This is a genomic window from Pseudoalteromonas rubra (assembly GCF_005886805.2).
In the GTDB taxonomy this organism is placed as follows: Bacteria; Pseudomonadota; Gammaproteobacteria; order Enterobacterales; family Alteromonadaceae; genus Pseudoalteromonas; species Pseudoalteromonas rubra_D.
In genome coordinates, this window is the sequence record NZ_CP045430.1 from 893,574 (window position 1) to 909,450 (window position 15,877).

The window sequence follows — 15,877 nt, forward strand, 5'->3', positions numbered from 1 at the left end:
ACTCTGATTAAGTGAAAAGGCGCCAATGGGCGCCTTTTTTGTATGCTTAATGGGCAATGATCCCCAGTCGCTGGACAAACTGCTGATATGGCGGGTAATCGTGTAACGGCGTAAATACCGGATCCACTGCCGCCCATAGCACGGCGTACTGACGCGCCTCAAAAGCCCGATTCAGGTAAGTCACTGCGATTTCGGGCTCACCTGCCATAACCGCATAACGCGCCAATGAAATGGGCGGCGTGTAATGACCAATCTCTGCACGCACAGGATCTTCGGTTAACAGCCAACGATAAACGCCGGGCAAGCCCTCACGTGCGAATACCGATTCGACCTGCGCCATGAGTTGCGGGCTGTACCCCGCATCCTGCATGACCCACTTCATCTGTGCAAACGCATTCTCGTACTCACCCAGTTGCTCATACACTGTGCGTAAACAAGTATGATAAAAGCGATTGCTGTCGCTGTAAGGCTGCAATTTTAGCAGCGCATCCAGCGCGGCTTCGTGACGCTGACTCATGGTGTAGACCCAGGCCACGCTCTCACTGGAATACCCCTTGGGCTCTAACAATCTATACTGCTCAATGTGTTCCAGCGCCCCCTGAAAATTGCCCCTCGCCAGCAGGTATTGTCCATACCAGTGATGCCCTTCGGCATGAGGCAATGCAGCCCTGAAGTAACGACTTGCAGCGTGCGGATCAAAGTCAATTAGCATGATCAGCTGAGCCATTAATAAATTAGCTTTCAGATGTTTGGGTGATTTGGCCAACACCGACTGGAGCAAAGCATTGGCACGATTACGGTTGCGAGCGTGACGCTGTGGGTCGTCCAGTAGCTGACGTAAATACGCATCTGCCAGCAAGACTTGTGGCTCTGTCAGATCGGCGCGCTTAAGTGTCAGTTGTTGCAACAAAGCAATGCTCTGATCAATGGCATCGGGAGCGTGATTAAGTAAATAGCGTGCTTTTTTAAATTGCTCAGCCTGTTCGGGTGACATCGGCTCAGGTGCCGACAACCCATGAAACTGGCTGCCCAACAGCACCACGCCCAGCAAGCAAATGGCAACCAGGATCATCACAACGCCCGAGAAAAAAGGCTTGTCTTCGCCTATTTTTGGGCCCACCCAGCGGTAACCAACCCCTGACACCGTTTTAATATAAATAGGCTGTTTAACGCTGTCGCCCAGTAACTTACGCAGGCCATTCACAGTGACATAAATGGCATCTTCACTCACCACCCGGCCCGGCCATAAAGTGTTAAAGATCTGCTCTTTCGTCACATCCTGACTGGCATGCGTCATGAGCAAATTCAACAGCGCATACTGCTTGTCATCCAGCGAAATTACCCGCTGACCACTATGCAACTGCTGATGCTGATGATTAAGCACCCAATCTGGTTTTGGAATGATGTTGACCGTCGCCATCCCGGCAGCCTCTGATAGAACCCTTTCTGACCACCGATAATAAAGTAAATTTTTTGTAAAGTCTCGTACCGATTTATCGAAATATTAATCACTGTTACGCTCAGCGGGTATATCACTCAGATATTCAACAAATTCCACTTCAAATCCTGCCGGGTCAATAAAGTACACATTCTTACGATGCGGATGCTGTGTCCCCTGCTTATCTACGGCATATCCGGCCTGCACCAGGCGCGCAACAACCCTGTCAACCGACTGTACCACATAGGCAAAATGCGCCAGCCCCACCGAATGACCACTCAGCTCTCGATTACGGCCCTCACCGTGATCACTCAAGGCAAGATAGTGATAATCATCGCCAAAATGTAACCAGTTTCTGGGCTTACCATGCCAGCTGCCGCTTCCTTCACTGCGTACTCGCCAATGTGGAAAAGCAGCCTGATAAAAATTTAACATCTGCTCGATATCGTCAACAACCAGATTTACATGTTCCAGATACATAACGTGTCTCCCTATTTATTTTGCATTGTGCCATTGAACAAACGCAGTACCTGCGCGCTAAACGATAAATGATTAACCGTGAACTGTTTCATGTCCTGACTCCTTTATTAATGTGCAGCCAAGATAAAACCTCAAGTTAAGTTGTGGTAAAGCATTTTTTTGATTTTATTTTTCTCAGGCCATGGCAGTGCCGACAAATGTCAATGAACACTTGAATATTGTATAAAATATAATATATTTATTTCACTTCTGTTTATTTTACATACAGAAGACACAGGTTTGGATTTGCAAACGTGCCAAAGTATTTATTTATCCACTTGTTAATTAAGGATTAAAAGAAAATTCAAGCACAGCATATCCGGGCCACTCTAAACCGCATACATGCGGTTAATACAACAACTGTAAAGGAAAGAACGATGAATCTGGTTAAACACACGTGGTGTATACCACTGCTTGTTTTGCTCAATGGTCCGGCTATCGCAGCCCAGCTGGAAGATAAATGCGCCACTTCTGCTCCCTTCACCGGCAGGACGTTGCAAGATGGAGAAACCGTCTGCCTGCCAGCCAGCTCGCGTACCTATCTGAGCGTGGCGAATTTGGATAACTATGACAACGTTGCCATCAGTACCGCATACGGCACTGGCGACCTCAGCCTGTATGCCCGCAGTGGTGGCTGGCCCAGGCTGGACGGCAGCGACCCCAGCTCTTCCACACCTGGCAATAAAGAATGTATTGTTCTGAAACGCCCCGCTTCGTATTGGGGCTATATCACACTGGATGGCAGCCACAGCGGCAGCTCTATTGTGGTCGATCTGGGTGCTACGACCTGTCGAACCACAGATACTACGGAGCCACCAACAGAGCCCCCGGGTGGCAACGACGGGTACCCATACGATCATGTCAATATTCAGGTGTATCGCTTTCAGTTTAGCGACACCCCACTGACATGGCCGACCATGGAAAGTGACTTACAAGGTGTTACCACTTACTACGATCAGCAGTCTTATGGCCGCTTTAATGTCACTTACGACACCAGTACGCCCGTCATTCACATCAATCAGCCTAAGAGCACCTATGACAACGACTTCCATGGCTGGACCGCACTGTGGAAAAGCAAGATCCGTGCGCTGGGTGTTGACCCGGATGCCCCGGGCAATGCTCAGGTGGTGATGATGGTGGCACCCCAGGTAGGTAACTTTAACTCCAGCGCTGCGCCGCCGAGTATTTCGCTTTACCACCACACTACAGGCGTGGTTGCGCACGAACTGGGACACGCACTCGGGCTGCGCCACGCCAAAGCACTGGAGGCAGGCCCGGGTAAAATCATAGGCGTGGGTGATTACGACACAGAAAGCCTGAACTATGGCAATGTTTACAGCATGATGGGCATGGGCGCACACTCCTTACAAGCCTACAACTTGCTGTACAAACACTTTTTTGGCTGGCTAACCGACAGCGAAGTACCGGTGATTAATGCCTCGGGTACCTACCGTATCTATGCTTTTGACCAGGGCGCTAACAACCAAGGATATATAGGCCTGCGTTTAAAGTCTGGCAATGACAAATACACGTACTGGCTGGAATACCGCACGTCGCATGACCGATATACCGATACGCAAAACGGTGTGTTGATCAACTTACAAGGCTATTTTGAAAATGAAACCGATGAGCGATTCTGGAAAACCACTTCCTATCTGCTGGATATGACTCCGGGCTCCAAGACACCCGGTTGGTGGGGCGATGACCAAACCGACTCAGAGCTGATCATAGGTCAAAGCTATACCGATCACTGGGGCGGATTTACTATCACACCAACCAGAAAAGGCGGGACTGTGGGCACGCCCGACGCATGGATTGAAGTGCAGGTAGAACTGAAGTAACGCAATGGCTTAACACAAGTATTGTCATACTAAGATAGCAGGGTATCACCCTGCTATCTTATTTTAATTTACACCCTCGTACTTCACATCAGACCTGAGCCTATATGCCGTTCAACACAAACTAAGTCATCACCATGAGCTTAAATTCATCAGACCCATTTTCTTAAACGCGACAAAAATATATGGAAAAGTTAACAGGGCTAAAAGAAGAAAAGCTGAATGAAAACGGCCAGATAATCACGGAATCATAAGGTAAACGAATGCGACTAGCAGGCCAGCCTGGTCTGGCTGACCTCATTTGATAAGCGATTAAAACGCGTACTGCAGGTTTACACCCCAGTTACGAAACTCATCTGCATAACGATATTCCGTATTCACTGACCAGGCTTTATTGAAGTGATAACCCACTGCCACTAAGCCGTAAAGGTTATTAGGCGCGTAACCTGACAGATACTCATAACCAATTGCTGCTTTAAGGGCCAGATTATTTGAAAAGACATTCTGATATTGAACACGCAGGTCCCATAAATCTGTATCTAAACTGCCACTGGAGTGGTGCTTTATCGAGCCCAAGCCATCATCGCGAACAGCCAAATATTCAATTTGGTAATCGATCTCCATTTTACCGTGCAGTAAGCCAACATCTACCGATGAAGTGCTGTCCAAATCAAAGATAAAACCGCCACCCACACGATACCTGGTCAGTTCAACACCATGATTTGTATGGAAAGTTTCAAAGCCTTCAGCAGTATTAACTTGGTTGACAGTTCTCTCGAACTGCTCAGCATTCAATTCAAAGTAAAACTCGTCGACACATTTACTGACCGTTAATTGCATACCGCCAGTGGAAAAGTCGGATTGATCACCGTGACGCTTATAACCCGCTTCAACATAATCATAATTTACCGCCTGAACTTGCTCCGCCATAGCACTCGTACCGCACAACAACAAAGTCAAACCGGCCAAAGAAGGTAACTGCTTCATATCTATCCTAAATATGTACCTAAAAATGAGCGCGACATTGTATTGGTTTTTCAGCAAATAGCCAGCTATAAAGCAAAAGCTCTAAAAATAAGCTAGAGGAGAGCAAAACCCGGCTGGCCCCGTGCATATGGGGAAGACCATTTTGACTACTCCAATGCCAACAAAGCCCGCGGTGTAGCCCCGTGCGTATGGGGAACACTACCCAGATAATGTCAACGATCACCGAAAACTGATCCACTTTCAGCCTGAATTCGATCTTTTAAAATTGATCCACTTGCTTACTCAGGTATTGCGCCTGCTCGGCTTTTGTCTTTCAATCTGTAGCTTTCTCCACTCAACTGCAATACATGCGAATGGTGTAGTAAGCGGTCTAACATTGCAGCTGTTAATGTGGCGTCACCAGCAAACGCGCTGGGCCATTGCCCAAACGATAAGTTGCTCGTTAAGATGACGCTACCATGTTCATATCGCTTGACGATCACATTAAAGAACAAGTTCGCCTCTTCTCGTCCGAATGGTAAGTAACCTATCTCATCAATGATCAACAACCTTGGTGCCATCACTGAACGAGATAAGTATTGTTTGAGCTTATTTTGCCTGTTTGCTGTTGATAGTTGCAGCATTAGATCAGCGGCCGTGACAAAACGCGTTTTTTTCCTTGCTTGAACCGCTTTTAACCCCAAGCCGATTGCTAAATGGGTTTTGCCCACACCACTTGGCCCCAGCAAGACAACGGTTTCAATCCACGCGCCCGTGCAGGACGCGACCCCCCCTGAACTACGGCAATCGGTGCTCAGGGGTGGTTTCAATCCACGCGCCCGTGTAGGACGCGACTCCCGTGGGAATATCGAACTGGTTCCTACTGGTGTTTCAATCCACGCGCCCGTGTAGGACGCGACATGCGCGGTTTTAAAATTCGCTGGGTCGTAACGGTTTCAATCCACGCGCCCGTGTAGGACGCGACGAAAACAAACCCAACCCCGGCGAGACCGATGAGGTTTCAATCCACGCGCCCGTGTAGGACGCGACAGGTAATATTTGTATAATTTTATTCGGAGGATTAGTTTCAATCCACGCGCCCGTGTAGGACGCGACATATGCCGCAGGCCAACAGCGACCAGCGGCCCATTGTTTCAATCCACGCGCCCGTGTAGGACGCGACCATGATGGGCTAGTAAAGAAATCTGTCCATATGGTTTCAATCCACGCGCCCGTGTAGGACGCGACGAAGTGCTGACTGAGGCGTTTCAAACCATTGCCAGTTTCAATCCACGCGCTCGTGTAGGACGCGACTTTTAAACAAATTGAAATTTTACTCAACAGCAGGTTTCAATCCACGCGCCCGTGTAGGACGCGACCTGTTTGTTTGCTCATCACTGTTGCCAATTGCTGTTTCAATCCACGCGCCCGTGTAGGACGCGACGGTAACGGCCAACGGCATTGCCGGAAACACCCTGTTTCAATCCACGCGCCCGTGTAGGACGCGACCGATTCAGTGGCAAAATTGAGGCGGTAGAGCAGGTTTCAATCCACGCGCCCGCGTAGGACGCGACCTGTGGCAGAGCCATCACTGTGTGGCCCACCGCTGTTTCAATCCACGCGCCCGTGTAGGACGCGACAAAGTGACTAATAAACAATGTGTTGTAGTTTTTGGTTTCAATCCACGCGCCCGTGTAGGACGCGACAATAAAATGTTGCACCGATTTGGCGGGGTTTGAGTTTCAATCCACGCGCCCGTGTAGGACGCGACGTTCAGGGTTTATCACTATGGGCCGCCATCCGGGGGGTTTCAATCCACGCGCCCGTGTAGGACGCGACGCTCAACACCTCGCTCGGGCGACTGGTAAACTGGTTTCAATCCACGCGCCCGTGTAGGACGCGACCCTGATCATTGGTTCATTCAACCCGGTTGAGGTGTTTCAATCCACGCGCCCGTGTAGGACGCGACTATTTAATAGGCTGGTGGACTCTTTCTCACTACTCGTTTCAATCCACGCGCCCGTGTAGGACGCGACAGCAGGTGTATTTCATTTGTTATTTTGGATAGGCGTTTCAATCCACGCGCCCGTGTAGGACGCGACTTGTGGCCTTCCTCCACCTCTACAGCCATTTGATGTTTCAATCCACGCGCCCGTGTAGGACGCGACAGGTGGTGAAGGCGCAGGCTGCTTTGATTGCGCCGTTTCAATCCACGCGCCCGTGTAGGACGCGACTTTCTGACGGCATTGGGATCAGTGCTGAGTCTGTGCTGTTTCAATCCACGCGCCCGTGTAGGACGCGACGCAAAGTCATTAAGACCCGGGGTCACACAACAACGTTTCAATCCACGCGCCCGTGTAGGACGCGACCACTGGTGGCACCGGACTATACAACGATCAGTCGCGTTTCAATCCACGCGCCCGTGTAGGACGCGACGTGATAGCCGATGCGCTGAATCGCAGTGTAATGGTTTCAATCCACGCGCCCGTGTAGGACGCGACAGCCCGCGCCCTGTGGCTCTATCCCAGATTTCTGTTTCAATCCACGCGCCCGTGTAGGACGCGACATAGAGCGGATATCACGGCCGTTGAATTTTGGCAGTTTCAATCCACGCGCCCGTGTAGGACGCGACGGCTGAATACCGCTCTGTGCCACAGAAAATCGAAGTTTCAATCCACGCGCCCGTGTAGGACGCGACCGCCGAGTCAGGCTGGTTTATCCTGTTTTGTCGTGTTTCAATCCACGCGCCCGTGTAGGACGCGACTACCACAGACAAATCCCTGACAGACATCATCGGCGTTTCAATCCACGCGCCCGTGTAGGACGCGACTGCCTTGTTGCCAAGGCCCAGCCAGCTTAGCAAAAATGCTTGATTTGCGCTAACCTCGATAAAAATCATGGTCAAACACACTGCCAAGCCAGCGCTAATTTAAAATAGCCTTATTTTTAAAGAACATACATAAGCGCTAACCTCCCGGGGTTTTTATGAGAACCAGGGGTTAGCGCTGAGGTAATCAAATTGGGGATTAAAGAATGAGTGGATCACGAAAAATATCAATGGCTGCTTTGGCGCCATGATGTTCCACTTTATTGTGCCAGTTTTTACCTAACTTATAGAATCTCAGGCTGTCGACTTGTGGGTCATAGATTTTTAATAGTTTAGCCTTAAAACTCACCCACTGTGCCGGGTCTACTTCACACTCAAATACTGAGTACTGTACACGCACTCCATGATCCAGGCAGACCTTGGCAAGATTACGTAAGCGTTTTTGTCCATCTTCGCTCTCAAAAGAAACATCATAAGTCACCAATACCATCATAGTGTATATCCTTACTTTTTCAGGTAAAAAGGCGGGTAGCACTCTAGGTCGCCTCGAATATGCCGAGCCAGTAGCATGGCCTGCACGTGCGGTAATAAACCCAACTGAATTTTTTCCTGTAAAAATTCATGCCGGATCTCTTCTTGCTTTTTACTCTGATAAGCCTGAAAAACTCGCTTTCTGGCTTCATCTTTTAGCGTTACACCACCTACGCTATCGGTTGTGAAGTCAGAATCTGAAAGCTGCCCACGGTTGAATAAGGTCACCACCAGAGTATCTATCAGCGGTGCCCGAAATTCTTCTAGCAGATCAAGTGCCAGACTATCGCGCCCCGGCCGCTCCTTATGTAAGAACCCCACTTGAGGATCGAGACCAACACCTTGCAATGCACCACTTATTTCCTGCCCGAGCACAGAGTAAAGCAGCGAAAGTACGGCATTAACGGGATCTTTAGGTGGCCTTCGACTGCGGCCATTGAATAACTTGCCATTTTGATTCGCTTTAATCACATCAGCAAAAGCGGCAAAGTAATGTGCAGCGGCTTCCCCTTCCATACCCAACACTTGCTCATAATCAAGCTGTACTTCCAGCTGTTCTAAGATCTGTCTGAGTCGATTGATTGCCTTATTCAGCTTGTCGCTGTCGCCGTGATTGCGACGATGGCGCTGTAAAAAGGTTCTGCTTGAACGCACTTTCGCGCTGACTATCAACCTGGCAATCTCGGTCGATGCCTGATCGACCACCCGATATTGCTGGCGGCGCAGCAGCACATTGCCGGTTTGTTTACCCACCACATTTGCCAGAAACCGTCCCTGCATATCAAAAAAGCTCAGATGCGTGCCGCTCTCACCGCAAAACCCCAGCAGCTGGGGAGAAACCATAATATTACCAAAGCAAAAAATACTGCCAATTGAGTGAATGGGGAGCTGCATCAACTTTTCTTTGACTCCCTCGGTGCGTTGCTCAATCAGCAGGGTTTCTCGCTGTTTATGCAAATAAACACCGTCTTTGGTGATATACAGACTGTTTTGGAGTTTCTTCATTTTTCATCCAGATTGAACATAGCCGACACATAGGCACTTGATCTGTCCCCTTGCATCAGCTTGGGCTGGCATAACTCATACAAAGAGCAGGATTTACAGTGTTTACCATACTCGGGTTGGGGTGTTCGGCCTTGCCTGAACAGGTTTTGGATTTGCTCAAGCAATGCCAGGGTCTGAGCTCGCAACGCAGCATCAATTTCAACTTCTAAACGTTTACGCGTTTGCCAGTACCACAACGCGCCCACTTCTACCTGAGTCGCCATCATTTCTTCAAGGCAAAGTGCCTGAGCACACAATTGCACTTTATCCACATTGGTGGCTTTGGGTTTGCCCCGCTTATACTCAACCGGCAAGTAGGTACTACTTTTGGTGTGATACTCCAGCAAATCGAGCTGACCATGCAAGCCAAGCTTGGGCGCATTCACGGTGATACCCCGCTCAAACCGCACGCCTTTGCGCGACTCCGGCGCGCCACTATCTACTCGCTCATGTAACTGACGACCATGGGCCGTCAGAAAGTTTTCCTGCCATACCTGTTCCAGATGGATCAGCGCACATTGCCGGGGGCAAAATAGATAGTGCTGCAACGCAGAGATCGCCACAGAGCGACGATCAGCTACGTCCGAGTGCATGATCAAAACCCTTCGATCACTTGCGGCTCTAACCCTTCCAGTGCACTGAGCAAGGCGTCGTTCAGTGCCGACGTATCAAGCGACTCACCATTTTCAATATGGCTGCGCAGTGTCTGGTGTACTTTGGCAGAAGAATATTGGCCCGACTTACTGTTATGTTGCCACCAGATAAGGTGAGAAACGGCCATAGACCCTTCCGGGCGTGCCGAAGAGGCATCGCCTTCAAACAGACGAGGTAACACAGCCTTTAGCTTGTCGGCATCGTCATCACTGAAGCCGGTTTTTTCAGCTAACTGAGGCGTCATCGCACCAAAGGCAACATACGTTGCGTTATCAACCCGGTGCTTCATGCCCATGGTATCTGAGCTTTTCTTTTTGCCATCGCCTTCACCACTGACACTTTTGGTGATCTGGGTGCTGGAAATACTCACCGGCTCCAGGCTGAATGCACTTTGTATCGTCACCGGACCACGCACCGGAATGGATACGCCATCGCTGCCACTGCCTTTATAAGCAAAGACCTGCCCAAACGCGCGCACATCCAGCCACCTTTCGCAGCAAATTTTAGCCGCCGTATCAACCGGCGTTTTTTTGCTGTTAAAGGTGTCTTTGCCTACCCCAAATTCGTCTGATTCGGCGCGGCTTCTCAGGCTCGGCATGCCGTCGGATTTCTTTTCGTCCGACTGAACAAAGATACTCTCACCCGCTTCTTGTAAACGGTCGCGAATTTTGCGTTTAAGGCACACGTCGGTGATCTCTCCAAAACCATCGTAGTCCGTTCTTGGGCGGTTGCCATTCAGCGGATCGCCGTTGGGATTAGCATTTTTAACGGTAAAGATCAGGGCAAAGTCAATTTTGTTCGTTAAGCTCATGGTTCATTCCTTTTAAAATTAAACTGATTCGGTTTGTGGTGAGGATGGTTCGGTTTTGTTGGTTGCTTTGGGCTGCCACTGGCCTTTCACAGGCGAGTGCAGCTCCAGCCACATCATCTGACTATGAAAACCAAGCAAGAATTCCGGCGATAGTTTTTTGTCTGAGTTGTACTGCTCAACCTCAGCAAATAAATCTGTAATTTGCGCCAGCTTTAGTGTGTATACCCGTTCGAACGATTCACCATAATGAGCAAAAATACGCTGCTGATAGGGCACCAAAGCCGATACTATGGTCAGCCAGGTTGAACTGGGTTTATTCACAAAGCGGTTCATATATCGCTCTGCTGTGGTCATTCGCTTGCTGTCGCCTATCGACAATGCAATTTGTTCAATCTTGTTGGCCACTGCCAGCAAGCGACCAAATAAGTAGTCGCGTGATTTGTAGTCTTCTTGAAGTGCCATCTCGTAATCCTTTTGTTCAGATTTGATTTTTGTACGCTTGTAGTAACCTCGGATCAGCGCACAGGCGACCCCCAGGTTTTGCGCCCACAGCCAGTTCTGATCGCTCTTATAAGCCACCCGATTAACTGCGCGATGAAATGCATTGTTCATAATGTCTCTGGGGATTGGGCTGCTTTCGACGATGCAGGGATAGAGCCGGGCCACCAGGTTTTTCTTCAGGCTTTCAGAGGATTTCAGCACATCCCCATAAGTGGCATCGAGTGTCCGGTATAACGACGGGGCACAGATCCGCCAGCCGCTGTTTTTGTCATCCAGCTTAACCCGCTGCCACCAGCCTAAGTCCAGCTGCCATTGTTTTAGCCGGGCAAGAAAATCTTCCGCCACGGTTTCTCGATAGTACAAAATCCCCATGCGTCCGGGGGTTGCTGAATCAATCCCTATCATGGCGATTTGCTCGTTTTTTTCGAGCTGCTCAGGCCCTGTCAGGCCATTAAAGTAATGGTTCAGATTATTAGCATAGCGCTCACCCAGGTCCACTGTGTGATCTACTTCAGGCTTGACTGTCATCCAGTCTAACCAGTCCTGCTCAGCCGGGTCCGGTACGGCTTTACCTGATATCGCCCAGGCCAGATAAACCTGATCGCCGGTTCTATGGCCCTGCCTTGCCAGTAACCAGCGCAGCGCATTATGCGCTTTCTGGGTGGCTTCAAAGCTGACCGAACTGGCTTCATGTCCGCTGCTAAAGCGCCCTCTGTAGGTATAGCCACTGCTATCATTTGAAGAGATCAGTTTGGCCTTGTCGCCGCTGTGCCTGAGCTTAGCAGGATGATTATCAGACGCAGGTAACTCCTCGCCAGTCACCATACACAGTGCTGCGTTGCCGCCGTTTTGTGCATCAAACGCAATCCAGCTTTGTTGCAATTCAGGATCCAGCCAGGTTTTACTTTGCAGCTCGCCCGGTTGCTCTACACTCCAGCACACCAGCGCAGCGCCTTGATCAATTTTACCCTGCTGCTTTGGCAGCAGTTTGAGTAATGCAGGAGTGTCGCCCTCCCCTGACCACTCAGTCAGGAGCGTGCCATCTTGTGCATGCAATACACCCTGCTCAACTAAATCAGCAACCAGTGTTCTTTTTTCTACATAACGCAAAATCGCTTGTAAGGGGGGTTTACAAAATTCCGAGTCTGCCCAGGCTTTAAGCTGGGTCAGGTATAAATCGAACCCTGGCTTTTTAATACCGCCAAACGCTTCATAGTCACCGGCAGTATATTGGATTTTATCTGCCAAAGGGTGGGCACATAAACCACTACTTCTGCCCGCAGACTTTTCAGTTGCAGGCAACACAATTTGTGTTTTTTCCGGCAGGACTTCGGCCCCCAAAAACGCGCCATCCCCGTTCAGGCGCACATGAATATGTGCCGTCTGCGGTGTGTGGCTGATGGGCATGATCTGCTCATCCAGCGGCGCATCAGCAAATCTTTGCTGTGCCTGCTCGTAGGTGTCGTATAGTTTTACAAGCCAGCTCATAGGCTATCCTCCGTACTCGCCACCGGTTGCATATTGCTATTCAGCTCAAATGCTTTGGCCTCCATATCACGCACGTAACGATTTACCGGGCACTGCGCGGGTGTAGGGTAATCGATCACACCGTTCTTCATCACTGCATGCCAAAAGCGGGTTCGTAATTCGTCCTTACCGGTTTCATCCGGATAATCGAAGCCATGAAACATCAGACCAAAGCCCAGTTCGTCTGTGTCGTCAAATGCGCCTTTACCTTCGCCAAACTCGCAAGGTTCCACATAGCCCTGGCAGTCACGAGTTCCCAGAAAAATATCCTGGCGACCGCCTTTGTTCAGCATCCGCTTAGCAATGGCAAAGTGCTTACCGTCAACACGATCCTGAGCCAGCTCAGGACGGTGTTCATTCCATTCAAAGTGCGCCAGAACCTGGTATTCAACGTCATGCAAAAAGGTGTAATAGGCCAGACTGTTACCACCCCCCCAGTTCAATGGCTTAGTGCCTCGGGTTTGCGTTCTCAGGGGCTTAATTACCCGCACCTTATCAACATGCCAGACCAGCGTGGGCTTCCAGTAAATGGATTTTAGTACGCCCTTAATGGCCTCGTAGGTGGGGATATGGTAAGAACACTTTTCGCCACCCACCCGGGTAATGGGATCGGAAAACAACGCGTGCCGCCCCCATAAGCGAAAACTGATACTGTTTTTCATTCTATCTCCTTGTTCCGTTTTTCCGTGTTGCGCTAGAGGACTAAACCTTCCTGCTCACCACAGATTTCTAAACTCAATCCAAACTCACTGCTGTAATGATCATCCCGCAGGTAGTACACAGGCTCTCCCTCTGCTATCGGGTAGGCCGCCTCACTATCAAGCAACTGCTTTAACTTGTGGGTAAACACATTCACGCTGTACTTTTGTGCCTGTTGTAACAATGTACGATACTGCGCCGCATCAAAGCGTTTATCGAGCGCCAGCAGCGCGCTGATCAGCGTTTTAGCTGTATCGTCATACGGCACTATCACCCCCTGCGTGGGCGCGTTGATTGCCTTAAACGCTTTACCCGCCGCCATAAATGCCTGCCTGATCGCAAGTCGCGACTTGTCAATGCTCTTTTCGTTCCTGCTGAGCAGGTCAACCAGCTGGCTCTGGCCTTGGGTAAATCCATGCGTACCTATTGGGTAACCCATTTCATCGCAGCGCTCATAAAAGTATTTATCGAAGTAACGCGTGGTGTATTCGGGCGACAACAGCTTAGCCTCATCAAAGTCATCCGCATCCAGAATATACTTAGTTGCTGCAACGCCCTGTTTGATGTCCACCAGCCTGTTGAGGTTTTCTTTGTGCGGATTCACCACTAATACTTCACCCATGCCTTGTTGTCTGCCATGGCGGTTACAACGCCCGGCTGCCTGCGCAATAGAGTCCAGGCCCGCTAAAAAACGCACCACGGTATTAAAGTCGACATCAACGCCCGCTTCGATCAATGCCGTTGACAGGCATAAGGTAGGTAAGCCGTCGTCCAGACGCGACCTTATTTCGTCAAGCTTAGCTTTACGGTGCGCCGCGCACATATCTGTGCTGAGATGAAAAATACCATCCGGCCAGGCTAAGTGTTCATTGAGTGCGTGATACAAGGCTTTAGCCCAGTGTTTGGTATTCACAATCACCAGGCAACTGGTATTAGATTCAAGCTGTTTTGCAATAAGTGCTGTGAGTTCACTTTCGTCCCAGCCCCGAGGCCGCACAAGGTTGCGAACCGTAACACGCTCCAGTGCCTGATAGAGCATAGAAATATCCGGAGTCAGCTCATTGTCGACGTTAAGCGCCAGTTCACCACGCGGCTTTACCCGCTCAGGCAGTTTGTTCAGTAATGGCTGTGTCGCGGTGCACATCACGGCCGTTGTATCGCAGTGCCGGGTCAGAAAGTTCACGGCGTTATTAAACAGGTGAACACAATTAATCGGTAAGGTCTGGATCTCATCGAAGATCAGTACCACCTTGCTCAGCTGGTGCAAACGTCTTACGCCGCGAGTTCCGCCACCAAACAGGCTCTCAAGAAACTGCACCATAGTGGTAAATACAATGGGTTTATCCCAGTTCTCGCAGGCCAGTTTGGTGCGCCAGGTTTGCACTTCGGGCTCCAGATTTGAATGATGTTCAAGCACCCACTGCTCACCGAGCTCATCACCAAAAACGTCCCTGACTGCCTGGGCATTTTGCTCAATAATTGAGGTGTAAGGGATCACATAGATTATACGGTCGAGCTGGTGTTGTTTAGCATGGTGTAAGGCAAACCTGAGACTGGCGAGGTTTTTTCCTCCCCCGGTCGGCACGGTAAGGCAGTATATCCCTTGCTGGCCCAACGCCTTTTGTTGGCAATTCGCTGAGATAGCCGCACGAATCTGATTAATGCCCTCTGTATCAAACCCGGCAATTTTTGACTCCAACAGCGCACAGGCTATGTGCCAGTCTGCTTGTGTATGACGCGCTGGTTGATTGCCGGGTGTTTCGAAATCGGCGCTGTCTGTTCTGTCGGCATCAATTAAACAGCTAAACCAGAGTTTAACGAACATGCCCAGATAAAAGTCATGCTCTATTTTATTTGAGCAGTGCGGGCTGAGGCTGGTTTTAAGCGCCTGTGCGGCCGATTTTAAAAAGTCATAACTGGCCAGCTTGCGAGCCTCATTCAGCACTTCAGGGTCCGCATTTTTAATACATTCGTCAAGGTGTGTAACTTCTTCTCCTTGATCTAACCTTTTCAGTAAACCGCCACTTGGTTCGGCCAGGCAATTGATCAACCCACTGTGGTGAGACACAATACATAAAGCCAGCCCCTGCACAACGACCATGCAGTATTGGCTCAGTGAACTGTCTTCTTTGAAAATCACAGGGGCAATCTGCATAAGATGCTTAGCCAGCCACCGCGCACCCGCGGTGGAATGATTGATTGTTCCTTTTTGTCCCTTCACCGTTCTTGCCAGGGATTCAATATCCTCGTCCAAATCGGGGTTAGCATGAGCCTGCTTTAAGGTAATAATATCGTCCATATAACCCTGAAAAGCAGCGCTATACTTACCAAAGTCGTGTAACAAGCCAATCAAGGCACCGGCTTTTGCATAACCAAATTTCTCGGCTGAGGCTTCAGCCAGCACTTTGACTGAGCGTAAATGAGTAAGGACGCTTTGATGTTCGCTTCCTGTTGCTGCGGGGTGGGCAATAAATGGCATAAAACTCCTTTTTAGCGCTTAATTTATTGTTTATTTTGCCTAT

Annotated in this window: 12 protein-coding genes and 1 CRISPR repeat array; of the genes, 1 reads left to right on the plus strand and 11 read right to left on the minus strand. The window is 49.7% G+C overall.

Features of this window, described 5'->3' with window-relative positions; all coding sequences use genetic code 11:
* Positions 1-46 precede the first annotated feature (46 nt).
* Together CWC22_RS22690 and CWC22_RS22695 are read right to left on the minus strand one after the other, a co-directional pair.
* Entirely contained in the window at positions 47-1,420 is a 1,374-nt protein-coding gene (locus tag CWC22_RS22690; RefSeq protein WP_138538470.1) for a winged helix-turn-helix domain-containing protein, read from the minus strand.
* A gap of 84 nt (positions 1,421-1,504) precedes the next feature.
* Entirely contained in the window at positions 1,505-1,918 is a 414-nt protein-coding gene (locus tag CWC22_RS22695) for a VOC family protein (RefSeq protein ID WP_138538471.1), read from the minus strand.
* 416 nt (positions 1,919-2,334) lie between these two features.
* Here CWC22_RS22695 and CWC22_RS22700 point away from each other — a divergent pair, with 416 nt between their 5' ends.
* Positions 2,335-3,798, plus strand: a complete 1,464-nt coding sequence (locus tag CWC22_RS22700; protein ID WP_138538472.1) for a collagenase — start codon at positions 2,335-2,337, stop codon at positions 3,796-3,798.
* Positions 3,799-4,107: 309 nt separating this feature from the next.
* On the opposite strand, the gene CWC22_RS22705 is transcribed toward CWC22_RS22700, so the two are convergent.
* From CWC22_RS22705 to cas3, 9 genes are all read right to left on the minus strand, one after another.
* Positions 4,108-4,782 carry a hypothetical protein gene (locus tag CWC22_RS22705; protein WP_138538473.1) on the minus strand — a complete coding sequence of 225 codons (675 nt, stop codon included), beginning with the start codon at positions 4,780-4,782 and terminating at the stop codon, positions 4,108-4,110.
* 278 nt (positions 4,783-5,060) lie between these two features.
* Positions 5,061-5,510: an ATP-binding protein gene (locus CWC22_RS22710; RefSeq protein ID WP_419144622.1), complete on the minus strand. Its 450-nt coding sequence runs from the start codon at positions 5,508-5,510 to the stop codon at positions 5,061-5,063.
* 7 nt (positions 5,511-5,517) lie between these two features.
* Positions 5,518-7,591: a CRISPR direct-repeat array (repeat unit 32 nt; unit sequence GTTTCAATCCACGCGCCCGTGTAGGACGCGAC).
* Positions 7,592-7,787: 196 nt separating this feature from the next.
* Complete coding sequence (cas2, locus tag CWC22_RS22715; RefSeq protein WP_046007370.1) at positions 7,788-8,081, minus strand: CRISPR-associated endonuclease Cas2; 294 nt, start codon at positions 8,079-8,081, stop codon at positions 7,788-7,790.
* Positions 8,082-8,092: 11 nt separating this feature from the next.
* The gene (cas1c, locus tag CWC22_RS22720; RefSeq protein WP_138538474.1) at positions 8,093-9,124 is read right to left on the minus strand and encodes a type I-C CRISPR-associated endonuclease Cas1c; all 1,032 of its coding nucleotides are present in this window, start codon (positions 9,122-9,124) and stop codon (positions 8,093-8,095) included.
* Positions 9,121-9,756: a CRISPR-associated protein Cas4 gene (cas4, locus tag CWC22_RS22725; RefSeq protein ID WP_138538475.1), complete on the minus strand. Its 636-nt coding sequence runs from the start codon at positions 9,754-9,756 to the stop codon at positions 9,121-9,123. Before cas4 ends, cas1c begins: the two co-directional genes overlap by 4 nt.
* A gap of 2 nt (positions 9,757-9,758) precedes the next feature.
* The gene (cas7c, locus tag CWC22_RS22730) at positions 9,759-10,628 is read right to left on the minus strand and encodes a type I-C CRISPR-associated protein Cas7/Csd2 (protein WP_138538476.1); all 870 of its coding nucleotides are present in this window, start codon (positions 10,626-10,628) and stop codon (positions 9,759-9,761) included.
* A gap of 18 nt (positions 10,629-10,646) precedes the next feature.
* Positions 10,647-12,617, minus strand: coding sequence for a type I-C CRISPR-associated protein Cas8c/Csd1 (gene cas8c, locus CWC22_RS22735; protein WP_138538477.1), 1,971 nt, complete (start codon positions 12,615-12,617; stop codon positions 10,647-10,649).
* Entirely contained in the window at positions 12,614-13,318 is a 705-nt protein-coding gene (gene cas5c, locus CWC22_RS22740; RefSeq protein WP_138538478.1) for a type I-C CRISPR-associated protein Cas5c, read from the minus strand. Before cas5c ends, cas8c begins: the two co-directional genes overlap by 4 nt.
* 32 nt (positions 13,319-13,350) lie before the next feature.
* The gene (cas3, locus tag CWC22_RS22745) at positions 13,351-15,834 is read right to left on the minus strand and encodes a CRISPR-associated helicase Cas3' (RefSeq protein ID WP_138538479.1); all 2,484 of its coding nucleotides are present in this window, start codon (positions 15,832-15,834) and stop codon (positions 13,351-13,353) included.
* Positions 15,835-15,877 lie beyond the last annotated feature (43 nt).